This is a genomic window from Piscinibacterium candidicorallinum (assembly GCF_047549485.1).
In the GTDB taxonomy this organism is placed as follows: Bacteria; Pseudomonadota; Gammaproteobacteria; order Burkholderiales; family Burkholderiaceae_C; genus Piscinibacterium; species Piscinibacterium candidicorallinum.
The window spans coordinates 1,001,109-1,014,865 of record NZ_CP180191.1; the positions used below are offsets into that span (position 1 = coordinate 1,001,109).

Here is a 13,757-nt window from a genome sequence, read left to right on the forward strand (position 1 = left end):
ATTTTGACGTCAACCGCCTGCGTCTTCGGGGCGGTAACTGATAGTGAATTCCCGCGCGCCGCCGGGCGGCTGCGGAAACGGATTGCATGCTCGAATCCCTCGTACGACTGCTTCGTCGAAGGCAGTATTCCCGCCCGAACGACGAACCGTCACTTTGCCAATGCTGCCGTCCGGAAGGCGTTCGACAAGGAATTCGCTCGGAGCGTTCCCCCGCACCAGCCCGATTGGAAAGCTCACATTGGGCCGTACACAAGCGACCACCTTTGCATTGAACGTCGGGTCTCCGCGTGGACTTGATGTGGCATTGGAGCTCCCAGCACCCAGATGCTGCGTGGCCTGTGCCTGCAGACGTCGCATGTTGTCCAGCTGTCTCTGCTCCGCCGCAGCTGCATCGGCCTTTGCCTTCGCCTGCTTTTCGCGTTCCAGTTTCTGGGCCGTCTCCCGGTCACGCCGTTCACGCTCCAGCCGTTCACGTTCGCTGCGCTTTCGCTCCTCGAGTTCGCGCGCCTTGCGCAGGGCGATCTCGGCTTGGACGGCCGCCTCGTCAATCTTTGGCTCGGGCCGCGGCGCCTGTGCGGCCACAGGCGGAGGTGGCGGCGGCGCGGGCGGGGCAGCAAGTTGCGGCGCCGGGCTCCAAAGCTCAGCCTCGATCGCCTCGACATGCGCGGACTGCCAGCGGACACTGAAGAACAGCGCTGCGATCAGCGCACCGTGGGCTGCAAGCGAAAGGCTCCACGACTGCCAGCCGCCGGGTGGGGGAGGAACCCGGCGCGTCGGTGCAGTCATGGCTGCTATGGCGGCCAAGCGATCCAGATCGACCCGTGCAGTGGCGGTGGGCGCTTCGAGAGGCATGCGAAATCAGCTCGCCGGCTTGACGGAGAGACCCACGCGCTTCACACCCTTGCGTTGCAACTCATCCATGACCTTGAGCACGGCTTCGTAGCGCACGTCCTTGTCCGCCGAGATCACGACCGGCTTCTCGGTCTTTGACTGAAGAGACAGGACGCGACTTGCGATCTCTTCAATGCGTGTGGAGCCCAGCGGTTTCGACGTCTCGCGGTCAACCGCTTCGATGATCGCACCAGACTTGTCGATGACCAGCTCGACCGGTCGCTCGGCGGGTTGCGTGGTTCGACTGCCGACCGAGGGCAGATTGACGACGGAGGGTGCAATCAGTGGCGCCGACACCATGAAGATAATCAGCAGCACCAGCATCACGTCGATGTACGGAACGACGTTGATCTCTGCCTTGAATCGCTTCGCGCGACGAACACGCCAGTCACTCATGCTGGTGATCCCGATCAGCGGGCCTGACGTTGAAGGATGTTGGAAAACTCATCCATGAATGTCTCGAACCGGTTCGCAAGGCGGTCCGAATCGGCCACGAAGCGGTTGTAGGCCACCGTGGCCGGGATCGCAGCAAACAGACCGATCGCTGTGGCGATCAGCGCCTCGGCAATACCCGGCGCAACGTGCGCGAGTGTGGCCTGTTGAACGTTTGCCAGGCCGCGGAATGCGTTCATGATGCCCCAGACGGTCCCGAACAGCCCCACATAAGGCGACACGGACCCGACTGAAGCGAGCAACGGAAGCTTGCGCTCGAGCGAGTCCATTTCCCGCTGGTAGGTGGCTCGCATTGCCCGCCGCGCACCATCAAGCTGGCTGCCCGGGTCACCCGGGCGGCTGGTGCGCACCTTCATGAACTCGTGCAGGCCAGCCTCGAAAATTCTCTCCAGCGGCCCACCGTCACGGCCTTTGCGCTGTTGAGCTCGCTGCAGAAGAGCAGCCAGGTCACCGCCACTCCAGAACTCGTGTTCGAAGCGCCGGGTTGCCGACAGCGCGGAAGACAAGCTGAAGTGCTTGCGAAAGATCGTGTACCAGGACACGAGCGAGGCCAGTACCAGCCCCGCCATCACGATCTGCACGACGAGACTGGCTTGGGCGATGAGGGTGAGAACGGAGAGATCCGCTGTGGTGAGCATGTGGTGCGTCAGTGGGCTGAGGGGGAGGGAGACCTTTGGTGAGGCACAAGGCGATGTTACAAAGCCTGTGCTTACAGACCGACACAAGAGCGCGAGGTTCAGTGCGGTTCAACCTCCGGAGAAGCGCATGGCACGCATCATGGTGGCTTGGGAGCTGGGTGCCGGCTCCGGTCATGAGGCGGTTTCACTCAGGGTCGCCGACTTGCTCTCTGCCCGGGGCCATGAGGTCGTGTTCGCTCTCCATGAGGAGCAGACGACTCGCGCCAGGGCACCTCACCGCTACATGACCGTGGCCGTACGCTCGCCTCGCGTCGCGCCAACAATTGCCGACCCTGGCAACTTTGCCGAGTGCATCGAAGCTGCCGGGTTTCTTGATTCCGCGGTACTCAGCGAGTCGCTGGCGGTCTGGTTACGTGTGCAGCAGCAACTTGCTCCCGATCTGATGATCGAGGACTTCGCCCCCACCGCATTGCTGGCAGCGAGGTGTACGGGATTGCCCTCGGTGTCGCTGGGGGGCGGGTTCTGCATCGCGCCGGCATGGGCGCCTTGGCCCGCATTCCGGCATTGGGCCCCCGTTCCAGCAGACCGGCTACTTGCGGCGGAATACCGAGCCCTGCTGGCCTGCAATTCCGTACTTGCGGCGCACGGGTGCACAGTCTTGGGGTCCATGGGCGAGCTGTACGCAGCGACCACCGCCCTGCTGACCACTTGGCCAGCGCTTGATCCCTACGCTGAATTCCGGCGCGGCGCACACTATCTCGGCCCGTTTGATTCCAACGCATCGGTGACTGCCTCAGCAGCGCTGGATCCCGGCTTGGCGCCTGAGGCGGTCGCGTACCTGCGATGGGATCCTTCTGGAGCGGCGCTGCCGGTCCTCGCGGCGCTCGCGCAAGCCAAGGTGAGCACTCAGGCAGCCGTGCCTGACCTGGGTGTGGACGTGCGCCAAATGCTGGCTGGGTCCACTGTTCGGATCGTCGACTGGATCGCGGATCTCCCGGGAGCATTTGCGAGGGCGCGATTTGCAGTGACTCATGGCGGCCAGGGCGCAACGCTGCAGGCCTTGGCGGCGGGTTGTCCGGTGCTGGTTGTGCCCACCCAGGCGGAGCAGTACATCACAGGGGCTCGACTGGCGTCGTTGGGGCTCGGCATGGTGGTCCGCCCGCGCAGTTCTACCGAGGAACTCAACGCGGCGATCGATCATCTGCGGCGAGAGCATGCGGTGTTCGCAGAGCGGGTGGCCAGGTTTGTTCAGGATCAGCGATCGGCCTGCGTGGCGCCGCCAGAATCGATTGATGCCTGGCTTGTTCAGTACATCGAATCCGTGCTGAACCGCCAGGTCAATCGCGTGCACTGACTCTGGGCGCCAGCCGCTCAACAAGCATCTGCGGGATACGCTTGGGCTTAAGCGTGCGTGTATCCACATAGCCCAGACGGATCTGACTCGTGACGAGGCACTGGTCACCCTTCACCACCCATTGATCGAGGGTGAGGCTGGCTCGACCCATTTCATGGATGGCAGTGCGCACATCGAGCAGGTCCTCTAGCCGAGCGGGCGCCAGATAGTTCGCAGTGACGCCAAGCACAACAAATACGCCAAACTGTTCATGGACAAGGTCCGCATGCGGCAGACCGAGATCGCGCAGCCATTCGGTGCGCGCGCGTTCCATGAATTTCAGGTAGTTGGCGTAGTAGACGATGCCGGCTGCATCGGTATCCTCAAAGTAGACGCGGATTCGATGGCATGCGGCGGCGGCCGGCGCAACTGTGCTGAGCGTGTACATCGGCGCATTGTGCATCGTGTTCGCGCGTCGATGCCGGCGGCACGGCGCATCAGGGGAGCAAGCATGACAGTGTCAATCAGCGCGCATACCTGCGAGCAGCTTGAAGCGCTGCTGCGCGTGATCGCCAACGATCCCCGCGCCGATCGCGTCGCGCGACTCGGCCAGCTGGCGAGGTACGTGGCGGCGGAACGGCCGGCCGATGCACTCGATTGGATCTGTGACCTTCTCGAACGCGAAACGGATCTACGGGACGGTCTGGGCAGGTTGCTGGCGGGGGAACTGCTCGTCAGCCCCTTTCATCGCGAACTTTCGGACACCGGCGCACACGTCGGTCATGGTCTGCTGGCGCAGACAGCGTTTCGCCTCGGGCGCACACTCGTCCCGCCGGTACCTCCGGCCGGCGGTGCGCAGGCCGTGCTGCACGCAATTGCGGCATCCAGTTCGGCGGCTCGCTGGGTCGTTGCCGCGGGGGTGGATCGCTGGCGGCGACTGCTCAAGATCCTGGCTAAAGCGCCCGACTGGTCAGCTGACGGCGCTGCAGCCGAGCACCTGGGCCTCGAGATTCACATGGCGATGCGCTGGGTTGCGCTGCGTGCTGCATCCACTGCCACCTCCGAAGATGTTCAGGTGCTGCTGAAGCCCGCAGTCTCTGAGACCGCAAGCTTCACAACGCTGCCCGCCGCTGTGGAGCGCAGCTTCTCCACGGATGCCGTACCCGACGCGCGCACCACCTTGCTCGCACAGCTCGTCCAGTGCGAGCAGCTCGCCCGCCGGTGGCGCTCGACAGCGCGAGAGGCCGGCACGACCGCCGGTCTGACGCACCACATCCGCGGCCTGCGCGAGGCGGCGGTGCGCTTGAAGCGGCTCGCGCTCGTCATACAGCGTGGAGACGCAGCATTCGAGCAGGGTGCAGGGCTGCTCGTCGAGGTGCTGGTCTCCTACGCGGAACGCAACAGCTTGACTCAGCTGGTGCGTCGCTCAAGCGCCGATCTGGCCTATCGCGTGACTGAAAGCGCCAGCCGGGATGGGGAGCACTACGTTGCGAACTCGCGAAGGGAGTGGGCGGGTCTGCTGCGTGCCGCCTGCCTTGCCGGCGTGGTGATTGCCTTCATGGCCATCATCAAGATCAAGATTGCGGCTGCCCACCTGCCCCTGTTGTGGGAAGCCCTGCTGGTCTGCCTTAATTACGGCCTGGGCTTTGTATTCATCCACCTGATTCATGGCACGGTGGCGACCAAGCAGCCCGCCATGACTGCCGCCGTGCTCGCGCGGCGTCTGGCCGAGGATGACGGCACGCCGCTGGCGATGCAGCAGACGGTCGACCTGTGCGTGAGAATGGCCCGCAGCCAGACCATTGCGGTCGCGGGCAACGTCCTTGTGGCGGCGCCCGTCGCATTGCTGCTCTACATGCTCTGGCCGATGCTGACCGGGCACACGCTGATCAACGAGGTGAAGGCAACCGCCTTCATTGCCGATGCAAGTGTCTGGGCAGGCCCCGCGCTCGTGTTTGCGGGCATCGCCGGCTGCTGCCTGTTTCTGGCCGGCATGATCAGCGGCTGGTTCGACAACCTTGCCGGTGTGACACGACTGTCTGCCCGGCTGGCTGTCCATCCGCTCTTGCTGAGCACGTTGGGCGCGGACCGTTCGGCTCGCCTTGGTCGGTACATGGGCGAGCATCTGGGTGCGCTGACCGGCAACCTGACGTTCGGTTTCCTGTTGGGTGGGGTGAGCTTTCTTGGGGTGCTGACCGGTACCGGTCTGGACATCCGCCACGTAGCGTTCTCGTCCGCGAACACGACCTTCGCGATCGCGCACTCGTGGGCCGAGATGCAGGCCTGGCTCATTCCACTGCTGGTGGTGGGTGTGCTGCTGATTGGCGCCGTCAACATCACCGTGAGCTTCGGGTTGTCCTTGTTCATGGCGATCCGTGCGCGCGGTGCCGAAGACGTCCGGACCGGCCTGCTGCTCTTTCTGCTCGGTCGCCGCCTGCTACGCAATCCCCTGCAGTTCTTTGTGCCACCCAAGAACGAGCCCGGTGCAGCATCGGAAGGCAGTGAGGCGCCCTGAACCGCGCGATCAGGTGCGCAACCCGCGGCGCACGTGCCTTGCACTCAGGTCGATGGCGACCGCAGTGCCCCGCCCAGCGCGGCATCAATGAGCGCTTGCGCCTCATAACCGTGGTCGCGCGTGTCAGCCACACCCAGCGCCATCTGAACCACGGTGCCTTCCAGCATCGGGAGGGCACGCTCGCTGATCAGAGTCATGCGGGCCCGCGCCTGGCGTGCGTCGCAATGCTCGAGCACCACCAGAACCGTGTCATCGTCGTAGCGGCAGCCAAAGTCATAAGCGCGCAGCTGCGCTTCCATGGAGATCGCCAGCGCGTTCACAAGCCGCGTCTCAAGAGCACCATCAACGAACTCGGCGCCGCCAGCGTCAGAGAACCGGACGGCCACCAGAGCGACTGGTGTCTGTGTTCTCGAGCAGCGCGACAGCAATGCAGGCAGGCTCTGAACCAAGTGGCGTCGCGTGTATAGGCCGCTGATCGGATCGCGAAGCGCCAGCTGTTGAATCTGCAGCTGCATGGCAAATGCCTGATCCTGCTCGGTGCGGCGGCGCGCGATCTCGAAGCGTGCCTTCTGCATTTTCAGGCGTAGGCCGGCGCAGCGCTGCGCAAACCCTTCGGACAGCGTGGCATGTGTGACCGCGTGGGCGTAGGCCTTGGCATAGGCATCCTCGCCAGCGCGGGCTTGAGCGGCGTCCATCGCCAGCCCGCACAGGCGCCGGTCGGCGCGCAGGTCCTCGTCGGTGAGCGCGCCGAGCGCCTCCTCGAGCCAGCGTGCCGCTTCGGCAAAGCGGCCCATTGCGAGGAACAGCCGGCCTTCATGCACCCGCTGGACCTGGTAGATCCGGCTCTGGTCGACCGGCACGAGGGTTCGCGCGCCGATCAAGGTTTGCTGCGCGGCTTCAAAGTCGCCGCGGCGCGTCTGGAGTTCCGCAGCCGCCAGTGCGAGCCGGTGCTGCAGCGCCTGGGGCTGCCGCGCATCGGCAGACATGGCTTGCAGCACCGCGCCCAGGGCCTGCTCGGGGGCCACTGTGGCCGCGGCAAGCAGTGCCTGCTGGGCGATCAGACGTGATACGAGCCAGTCATTACCCAGGGCGCGCAGTGCGAGTTCGCTCTCGCACAGGCATTCCGCGGCATAGGTCCAGTCATGGGCATCGATGGCGTGCTCGGCCAGCTTGAGAAACAGCCAGGCCCGCTCGGGTCTCTGCCGGAATCGCTCCGCGCTGTCCAGAGCCGCATACAAGGCAGTGAATGCCGCATCAGGGTCCTGCAGGCGCAGGCTGGCGGCGTACTGCACGTGCAGGCTCTGCAGCAGATCTTCAGGCATCGCCTGCTCGCTGCAGGTGGCTTCGAGCTGTCGGGCGCCGCGCAGGGCGAGGGCGGCGTCGCCCTCGATCGCATCCTGCATGCCCTGCGCCGCGGCGAGCAGCCAGCGCAGCCGGCCGGAGCCTGACTGCCGCGCTGCTTCGTGGGCATGACGCAGATGCACGCGTGCCACACGTGCATCGCCGTAGTGCTGCTCGCGCGTGGCGATCAGCAAATGGCCCCAGGCGCGATCGTCACCCTGCAGGGAGGTGACGAGCCGGTGCGCGCGCTCGCTGACTTCGTCGGGGCGGGCGTGCAGCTCCTCCCAGTTGGCTTGTGCGTCAAGCCAGACGTCGGAAGCCGCAGCGCCTTGTGCCATGTCAGTTGAGCAGGTAAGTCTCCAGGAACTTGACGGTAGCGTAGAACTGGAAGTCTGCGTTGACGCGCCGCGCAAAACCGTGGCCTTCGTTGTCGGCCAGCAGATACCAGACGGGCACGTTGTTGGCGCGCACCTTCTGCACGATCTGCTCGGCCTCGGTGTAGGGCACGCGCGGGTCATTCTTTCCGTGAATCACGAACAGTGGCACCTTGATGCGATGGGCATTGTTCAGCGGCGCGATCTTCTCCTGGAACTCGCGCATCTTCGGATCGCGCTCATCGCCGTACTCCACGCGGCGTAGATCCCGGCGGTAGCTTTCGGTGTTGTTCAGGAAGGTCACGAAGTGGCTGATGCCGACGATGTCGATCGCACCGCGCAGGCGCTCGCTGTAGTGCGTTGCCATGGCCAGGCTCATGTAGCCGCCGTAACTGCCGCCACTGACCACCACACGCTTGCTGTCCAGGTTGGGCTGGGTGGCCAGCCAGTCGAGCAGGGCGCCACCGTCCTTGACGCTGTCTTCACGCAAAAAGCCGTTGTCCAGCTGCGCGAAGCTCTTGCCGTAGCCCGTGGACCCGCGAACGTTCGGCAGGATCACCGCAATGCCCATCTCGTTGATGTAGTAGTTCCAGCGGCCCATGAAGCGCACCGTGCTCTGGGCCTCCGGGCCCCCATGGAAATCCACGAACACCGGCCGCTTACCCGGGAACTTCTTGGCGTCCGGCGCAAACAGCCAGCCGGAGATCATGCGGCCATCAAAGCTCTTCCATTGGATGAGCTGCGGGGTCACGAAGGTGTTCGGGTCAATCGTCGGCGGTGCGTAGGCTGTGGTCCAGCGCGTGACTGCGCCGGTCTTCACGTTCAGCGAGTAGGCATCGCCCGGGCTTTGCGGCGAATTCAGCGAGAACGCCACTTCATCGCGCAGGCTCTCGTGCCAGCTCGTGCCGCCGATGGCGCCGGCCGGCACCTTGGGCGCAGGCAGTTCCTTTCCGGTGGTGGCATCGAACAGGCGCATTTCATCGCGGCCGTTGTTGTTGATCTCGGCGATCAGCAGCTTGCCGTCCTTGGACAGATCCACGCCGGAGACATCCCAGGGGATGTGCCTGGTCAGCGAGGTCAGTGTCTTGGTGCTCAGGTCATAGACGGCCAGTTCGTTGAACTCGCTGCCGGCATTGGTGGTGAGGAACAGGCGCTTGCCGTCCTTGCTCCATGCGGCCGGGAAGTAGCCTGCGGCCGGCTGGCCGGCAGCCGGCAGGATGCGCTCGCGCTGGCCGGTCTTGGTGTCGAGCAGAAAGAGCTCGGTGTCCGAGTTGGTGCGGTACTGCACCAGCGCCAGCCGGCTGTCGTCCGGCGAAAAGCGGCCGCCAAACCAGCCGCCACCGGGCAGCTCGGCAAGCCGTGTCTTTTCCTCGGGCTTAAGCGGGTTGACAAAGGTCAGCGTGGTGGTGACCTGCGCGCGCGTTCCGCCCTGCGCGGTCCGGTCCAGCGGCACGGCGCTGATCAGAATACGGTCGCCCTTTTCTGTCCACATGGCGGATGAGCGCTCGTCCGGATTGGACAGCAGCGTACTCTCGCGGCTGGGCAGGTCCATGCGGTAGATCTTGGTGGCCTCATTGCCGCCTGTGTCGCGTGCGTATACGAGGTAGCGCCCTTCTTTAGGCTCAAAGGAGGCGCCCTGCACCGACTCGGCAAAGTCGGTGAGCTTGGTCATGGTGCCGTTGGGGCCGTCGAGCAGATAGACCTGCGGCAGGTTGTCCGTGGCGCCACGGTGGCGCACCAGCATGCTGCGGTTCTTGGGGTGCCAGCCCATGAAGCCGTAGCCGCGGAAGTCGGTGTAGGCCGCCACACGTTCGGCGATGGTGCGCTGGATGGGTGGGATGCCTTCGGCGCGCAGATTGGCATTCGGTGCAATCACGGCTGCGGCGCTGGTCGCCGGTGTGGCTGGCGCGGCAGGCGTGGCGGCGGTTTGCGCCAGGACGGGCAGGGTGCCCGCCGTGGCAAGTGCGAGGGTCAGTGCGGCTCGGCGCAGGGTCATGCTCGGGCTCCGATGAGCGCGGCCTGCGGGTGGCAGGCCGGGTTGCGAAGCTGCGGATGATAGGTGGCGGCTTGCCCTGCGCCGTACTGCTGCGCGCACCGCGCTTGCGGGCCGATGCTGGGGCTTACCCGAAGTTACCGGCGGGCAGAGCGCCAATCTCCTGCGCACGCTTTCTGTACAGCCAGATTGCGACGCCTGTGCACAGCACGCCCCAAGCCAAGACTGCTGGTGCGACCCAATGGAGCGAATTGCGGCCGATCGTCACCAATACGTAGACCGCCATGAAGGCGAAGAACCGCTGTAGGAAGAAGCTCACACCTTTACCTGGGTCTGCAAAGCGCCTCGGGGATTGGAGAGCTAAAGCCATATCAAAGCTGACTGTCCCCACAAAGAAGAGGACCATCGAAAGCGCCAGCGTGCCCGATGGAATGCCCGGCACTTGTGCAGCAAGGAGGATCAGACCCAGAGCGAGGCCCGTATTGAGGACAACGGATCGGACCACTGCCCGCGCGAACCAGCGGCCGCGTGCTACGGCGTTGGGTGCACCTGGCAGCAGACAGGCCAGTGCCTGTTCGGTCTTTGTGAGAGCAAGACCTTGCACAAAGTTAGACCCGGATCCGCCCAAGATAACGACCGTAAACATGAAGACACTGTTCATCAGGTCTCGTTCGTCAAACGCTCGGTCGCGTCCAGCGCCCATGGCGTATATCGCGGCCAGCATCATCAGTACGACCGGGATGTACGCCACCACTGCTACGGGGCTGAAGCCTGGACCCATGGCGAGTGCGAGGCGCCAATCCACAGGCCAGCGCAGAGACCACCGTTGCTGAATGCCAGCCCACGCAGAAAAGTTCAGCACCTGTGCCCATCGCCCTCCCTGCGGCTTGATCTGCGCGTAGGCCGCGTTTTGTGTTGCTCCGCGGGGGCGCTGCATCAAGCTGCTCGCTGCCGCATTCGCCTCGCGCCGTTTGAACACCATCGCGGCCAGGATGTACCGAAGCGCCACTATCCATGCGAGGGCGAGCAACCATCGTCCAGTGCCCAATTGCTCCAAAGCGTGCTGGAGTGCAGCGAATGCGGTGCTGCGCCAACTTTGCGGAACCAGCATGAGCGCGCTCAACGCAAAGAACAGCATTGGGCGCGAAAAACCGCACATTGCCACGGTAATCAGCGAGGAGGCGACCATGAAGCCTGCCAGTGCCGTGAGATGTGCAGTCCCATACGCTGCGATCGCCAGCCCACACCATAGCGCCGTGACGATCAGGCAGCCGTACCAGCTACTCGCGAGCACACGCCATAGCGCAGAGCGATGGGTAGGCACCAGCAGCATGGTGTTTGGCACCTGCATGCGCATCGCTGTGTAGGGCACGGCAACCGCCAAAGTGAGCAGCAGGAGCGCGAGCACGGGAAAGATGCCCATGGTCGTGCTGATTAGCCAGCCGCGGTCACGGTCGATGGTCATCCGCACCATGAACGCCGCGAAGCCGCCAAAGACGAGGAGCACCAACAACAGGGTCGGCCAGCTCGCCACGTGGCGCAGCATGCCCAACACGGCGCGTTCCGCTAGCCAGCGGGGCGCGGTGCTGCGCGTACTCGTCGCGGCGTTCATTTGGTCAGCTCCACAAAGATGTCTTCCAGGCCGACCGTCTCGACCCGTAGCCCCTCGCCGACTGCCGCGGCCAGGCGCCGTTCCAGCGAGCTATCCATGCGCACGATGCTGCTGGCCTGCTGACCGGGCAGGCTTTCGTGGCTGAGGACTGCGGCGCCAGAGACTGCAGACCTCAGCGCCGTGGCCGGGCCGGTGATGCGGCGCGTGGCGTCGATCAGCTCGTCCAGCGGCGCTTGCACGGCCACCTTGCCGTTGCGCAGAAAGGCTACATCCATGGCGATGCGCTCCAGATCCGTGAGGATGTGGGTGGAGAAGATGATGGTGGTGCCACGCTCGACGCTGTCCACCAGCTCGCGCAGGAAGTCGCGGCGGCCGGCGGGGTCAAGTGCGGCCACGGGTTCGTCCAGCACCAGCAGCTCGGGGTCCGGCGCCAGGGCGCGGATGATGGACAGGCGCTGCTTCTGCCCGCCGGACAGTTTGCTGATGCCCTTGCTGCGCTCGATGCCCCAGCGCTGCATGAGCGCGTCCACCTTGGCCGTGTTCCAGCGCGGGTAGAAGCTGGCGAAGTAGTCCAGCATCTGGCCGGCAGTGAGCCATTCGAAGATGCTGCTGTCTTGCGGCACATAGCCAAGGCGGGCGCGGGTGGTGTCAGTGAGCTTCATCGGGTCTTCGCCAAACAGGCTCACCTGGCCAGCGGAAAAGTCGCGCAAGCCCAGGGCGCATTCCATGAGCGTGCTCTTGCCAGCGCCGTTGCGGCCGAGCAGGCCGAGCACGGTGCCGGCGGATACGTCCAGACTCAGCTCGTCCAGCACCAGCTTGCCTTCGTACATCTTGGTCAGACCGCGGATCGACAGGGGCGCAGCGGCTCCGGGTGTTGGGTTGAGTACCGCGTTCATTCGGAGCGTCCTTCCTTGAGCAGGCGGGCGAAGAGGGCAAGCGCCTCTTCAGCCGGGATTTCGAGTTGCGCCGCTTCGAGTGCGGCTTTTTCCAGCGTGGGTTGCAGCAGGTTCAGGCGGCTGTCCATGCCCTGCGCGGTGGCCGTGCCCTGGGCCACCACCATGCCCAGACCGCGCTGGCGCGCGAGTACGCCGGCGGCCTCCAGCAGGCTGTAGGCCTTGGAGACGGTCATCGGGTTGACTGCAAAGGTCTCGGCCACGTCGCGCACCGAGGGCAGGCTGTCGCCCGGCACGAGCTGGCCGGCTGCGATCAGCCGGCGCACCTGGTCCATGAGCTGCCGGTAGATGGGCTCGCCGGCGCCCGTGTTCACGCTGAACAGGGCCGAGGCGGAAATGCCGGGTCTGGGCGGCATGCGCTCAGGCGCCTGTACGGGGTGCGGGGCTCTGGCCCTGGCCCTTGGGAGCTGTGTTGCGGCGGCGCTGCCGGGCGCGCTGTGCGGCGCTCGCGAACACCACGGCCAGAACGATGCCGACGGCCGCCGCCGAACCGCTCTGGATGCCGCCAGCACCCAGGGCCGCACCAATGCCGGTGCCGAAGAAGATCCAACCGATCGAGTAGGTGGTGAGGAAAGACATGGCTCGAACTCCTCGCGGCACGGGCCGCGCTGATCGACGCGGTGCCGGGGCGCTGTGGCGCGACTGCCGGCGGTCCGTCGTTTGTGTATTAGTACAGTAATACACTAAGACGGCCACGTCAAGGGGCGTTCAAGACAGGGGTGGCGTGCGCGTGCCAGCGCTCAGCCCTGCAGCCGGGCAGCCTGGTGGCATGGCAAATTCGGACGAAATAGGGAAAGCAATTAAAGTTGCCAGAATCCGCTTCTGGTATGCGGAAACTGGCATTCGTCTACACAGAAATAGATCGAAAAGAGCCATAGCAGCCTATTGACCTGCGCAGGCCTTCACGCCCAACTGATTGTGCGGATCGCACACCAGCGCATCCCGCAGGGCCGGCAGGCGCATCACCGTCACTCGTTCGCACACCGCCGCGTAATGCCATTCGTCGTCCGCGTCGATCTTCACCCAGCCTGCAATCTCCCGCCCGGCCACCCGCTGGTGAATCAGCATCTGGTTGCCGTCCGCCCCTTCAAAGCGCAGCGCCACCCGCTCGCTGCCGGGCGTCTTGCTCGCGGCGAAGCCGAATCCGCCAGCCGCCAGTGCCTGCCCGGCGGGTGCGCTGTGTAGCGTGCGAGCAGCCGTGCGTGCGTTCGCCGCCCCGGTGCCAGCGGGTGTGCTCGCACGCTGAGCGGTGAAGCGCAGAGCCACGGGCGCGCGCCCGCCTGGCGCTGGCATGCATAGCGCCAACTGCCCCTCCGGCTCTCGCGTGCTGCAGGCAAAGGCCAGATGCTGCGTGACGTCGCACAGCGCGGTGGGCGTTGCGGCGGAGGCGTTGCCGGAGAATGCGTACACGGCAAAAGCTGCGATCAGGAATGGCATTGGGCTTGGGGGAAGGCGGGGCATGGTTGGCAAGCGAAGTAGGGCGCCGCGCACGGGCGCGAGCAGTGAGCTGCCGCGAATCTAGTGCCTTCTTGTCGGCGTGCAGGCACCCGATCGCCGCGGATTTGCCGCCCCCGGCTTGCGCCACTGCATCGGCGGGTGCAGTGCATCTCGAAGTTGCTCCCGCTTGTCCCATGCGGCTCTTGAGACCAATTGC

Annotated in this window: 13 protein-coding genes; 2 read left to right on the forward strand and 11 right to left on the reverse strand. The window is 65.0% G+C overall.

The annotated features are described in order from the left end of the window. Positions 1-9 precede the first annotated feature (9 nt). The 3 genes from ACMDW7_RS04540 to tolQ all read right to left on the reverse strand — a co-directional run bounded on the left by ACMDW7_RS04540 (position 10) and on the right by tolQ (position 1,982). Complete coding sequence (locus tag ACMDW7_RS04540; RefSeq protein WP_414859610.1) at positions 10-786, reverse strand: TonB family protein; 777 nt, start codon at positions 784-786, stop codon at positions 10-12. Positions 787-858: 72 nt separating this feature from the next. Beyond that, positions 859-1,287, reverse strand: coding sequence for an ExbD/TolR family protein (locus ACMDW7_RS04545; protein WP_414859611.1), 429 nt, complete (start codon positions 1,285-1,287; stop codon positions 859-861). Between the two features lie 14 nt (positions 1,288-1,301). Then, complete coding sequence (gene tolQ, locus ACMDW7_RS04550) at positions 1,302-1,982, reverse strand: protein TolQ (RefSeq protein ID WP_377305188.1); 681 nt, start codon at positions 1,980-1,982, stop codon at positions 1,302-1,304. Positions 1,983-2,109: 127 nt separating this feature from the next. Here tolQ and ACMDW7_RS04555 point away from each other — a divergent pair, with 127 nt between their 5' ends. Then, on the forward strand, positions 2,110-3,336 hold the full coding sequence (locus ACMDW7_RS04555; RefSeq protein WP_377305186.1) for a nucleotide disphospho-sugar-binding domain-containing protein: 1,227 nt from the start codon (positions 2,110-2,112) through the stop codon (positions 3,334-3,336). On the opposite strand, the gene ybgC is transcribed toward ACMDW7_RS04555, so the two are convergent. Then, positions 3,320-3,778: a tol-pal system-associated acyl-CoA thioesterase gene (gene ybgC / locus ACMDW7_RS04560; RefSeq protein WP_377305184.1), complete on the reverse strand. Its 459-nt coding sequence runs from the start codon at positions 3,776-3,778 to the stop codon at positions 3,320-3,322. The two genes, ACMDW7_RS04555 and ybgC, sit on opposite strands and share 17 nt — an antisense overlap. A 48-nt stretch (positions 3,779-3,826) precedes the next feature. Between ybgC and ACMDW7_RS04565 the strand changes: the two genes are divergently transcribed. Next, entirely contained in the window at positions 3,827-5,830 is a 2,004-nt protein-coding gene (locus tag ACMDW7_RS04565; RefSeq protein WP_377305182.1) for a hypothetical protein, read from the forward strand. 44 nt (positions 5,831-5,874) lie between these two features. On the opposite strand, the gene ACMDW7_RS04570 is transcribed toward ACMDW7_RS04565, so the two are convergent. From ACMDW7_RS04570 to ACMDW7_RS04600, 7 genes are all read right to left on the reverse strand, one after another. Further along, on the reverse strand, positions 5,875-7,509 hold the full coding sequence (locus tag ACMDW7_RS04570) for a diguanylate cyclase domain-containing protein (protein WP_377305180.1): 1,635 nt from the start codon (positions 7,507-7,509) through the stop codon (positions 5,875-5,877). A gap of 1 nt (position 7,510) precedes the next feature. Further along, positions 7,511-9,541: a prolyl oligopeptidase family serine peptidase gene (locus ACMDW7_RS04575; protein WP_377305178.1), complete on the reverse strand. Its 2,031-nt coding sequence runs from the start codon at positions 9,539-9,541 to the stop codon at positions 7,511-7,513. A gap of 124 nt (positions 9,542-9,665) precedes the next feature. Next, a complete protein-coding gene (locus tag ACMDW7_RS04580; RefSeq protein WP_377305176.1) occupies positions 9,666-11,150 on the reverse strand; it encodes a hypothetical protein in 1,485 nt (494 codons plus the stop codon). Continuing rightward, the gene (locus ACMDW7_RS04585; protein ID WP_377305174.1) at positions 11,147-12,046 is read right to left on the reverse strand and encodes an ABC transporter ATP-binding protein; all 900 of its coding nucleotides are present in this window, start codon (positions 12,044-12,046) and stop codon (positions 11,147-11,149) included. Before ACMDW7_RS04585 ends, ACMDW7_RS04580 begins: the two co-directional genes overlap by 4 nt. Beyond that, positions 12,043-12,459, reverse strand: coding sequence for a GntR family transcriptional regulator (locus ACMDW7_RS04590; protein ID WP_377305172.1), 417 nt, complete (start codon positions 12,457-12,459; stop codon positions 12,043-12,045). Before ACMDW7_RS04590 ends, ACMDW7_RS04585 begins: the two co-directional genes overlap by 4 nt. 4 nt (positions 12,460-12,463) lie before the next feature. Then, a complete protein-coding gene (locus ACMDW7_RS04595; RefSeq protein WP_377305170.1) occupies positions 12,464-12,682 on the reverse strand; it encodes a hypothetical protein in 219 nt (72 codons plus the stop codon). Between the two features lie 303 nt (positions 12,683-12,985). Then, on the reverse strand, positions 12,986-13,540 hold the full coding sequence (locus tag ACMDW7_RS04600; RefSeq protein ID WP_377305168.1) for a hypothetical protein: 555 nt from the start codon (positions 13,538-13,540) through the stop codon (positions 12,986-12,988). Positions 13,541-13,757: the final 217 nt, after the last annotated feature.

Bases quoted from the DNA above. Each gene is read 5' to 3' on its own strand.
- ACMDW7_RS04595 (WP_377305170.1), bottom strand. From the start codon at position 12,682: ATGTCTTTCCTCACCACCTACTCGATCGGTTGGATCTTCTTCGGCACC.
- ACMDW7_RS04590 (WP_377305172.1), bottom strand. From the start codon at position 12,459: ATGCCGCCCAGACCCGGCATTTCCGCCTCGGCCCTGTTCAGCGTGAAC.
- ACMDW7_RS04570 (WP_377305180.1), bottom strand. From the start codon at position 7,509: ATGGCACAAGGCGCTGCGGCTTCCGACGTCTGGCTTGACGCACAAGCC.
- tolQ (WP_377305188.1), bottom strand. From the start codon at position 1,982: ATGCTCACCACAGCGGATCTCTCCGTTCTCACCCTCATCGCCCAAGCC.
- ACMDW7_RS04555 (WP_377305186.1), top strand. From the start codon at position 2,110: ATGGCACGCATCATGGTGGCTTGGGAGCTGGGTGCCGGCTCCGGTCAT.
- ACMDW7_RS04575 (WP_377305178.1), bottom strand. From the start codon at position 9,541: ATGACCCTGCGCCGAGCCGCACTGACCCTCGCACTTGCCACGGCGGGC.
- ACMDW7_RS04600 (WP_377305168.1), bottom strand. From the start codon at position 13,540: ATGCCATTCCTGATCGCAGCTTTTGCCGTGTACGCATTCTCCGGCAAC.
- ACMDW7_RS04540 (WP_414859610.1), bottom strand. From the start codon at position 786: ATGACTGCACCGACGCGCCGGGTTCCTCCCCCACCCGGCGGCTGGCAG.
- ACMDW7_RS04545 (WP_414859611.1), bottom strand. From the start codon at position 1,287: ATGAGTGACTGGCGTGTTCGTCGCGCGAAGCGATTCAAGGCAGAGATC.
- ACMDW7_RS04580 (WP_377305176.1), bottom strand. From the start codon at position 11,150: ATGAACGCCGCGACGAGTACGCGCAGCACCGCGCCCCGCTGGCTAGCG.
- ACMDW7_RS04565 (WP_377305182.1), top strand. From the start codon at position 3,827: ATGACAGTGTCAATCAGCGCGCATACCTGCGAGCAGCTTGAAGCGCTG.
- ybgC (WP_377305184.1), bottom strand. From the start codon at position 3,778: ATGCACAATGCGCCGATGTACACGCTCAGCACAGTTGCGCCGGCCGCC.
- ACMDW7_RS04585 (WP_377305174.1), bottom strand. From the start codon at position 12,046: ATGAACGCGGTACTCAACCCAACACCCGGAGCCGCTGCGCCCCTGTCG.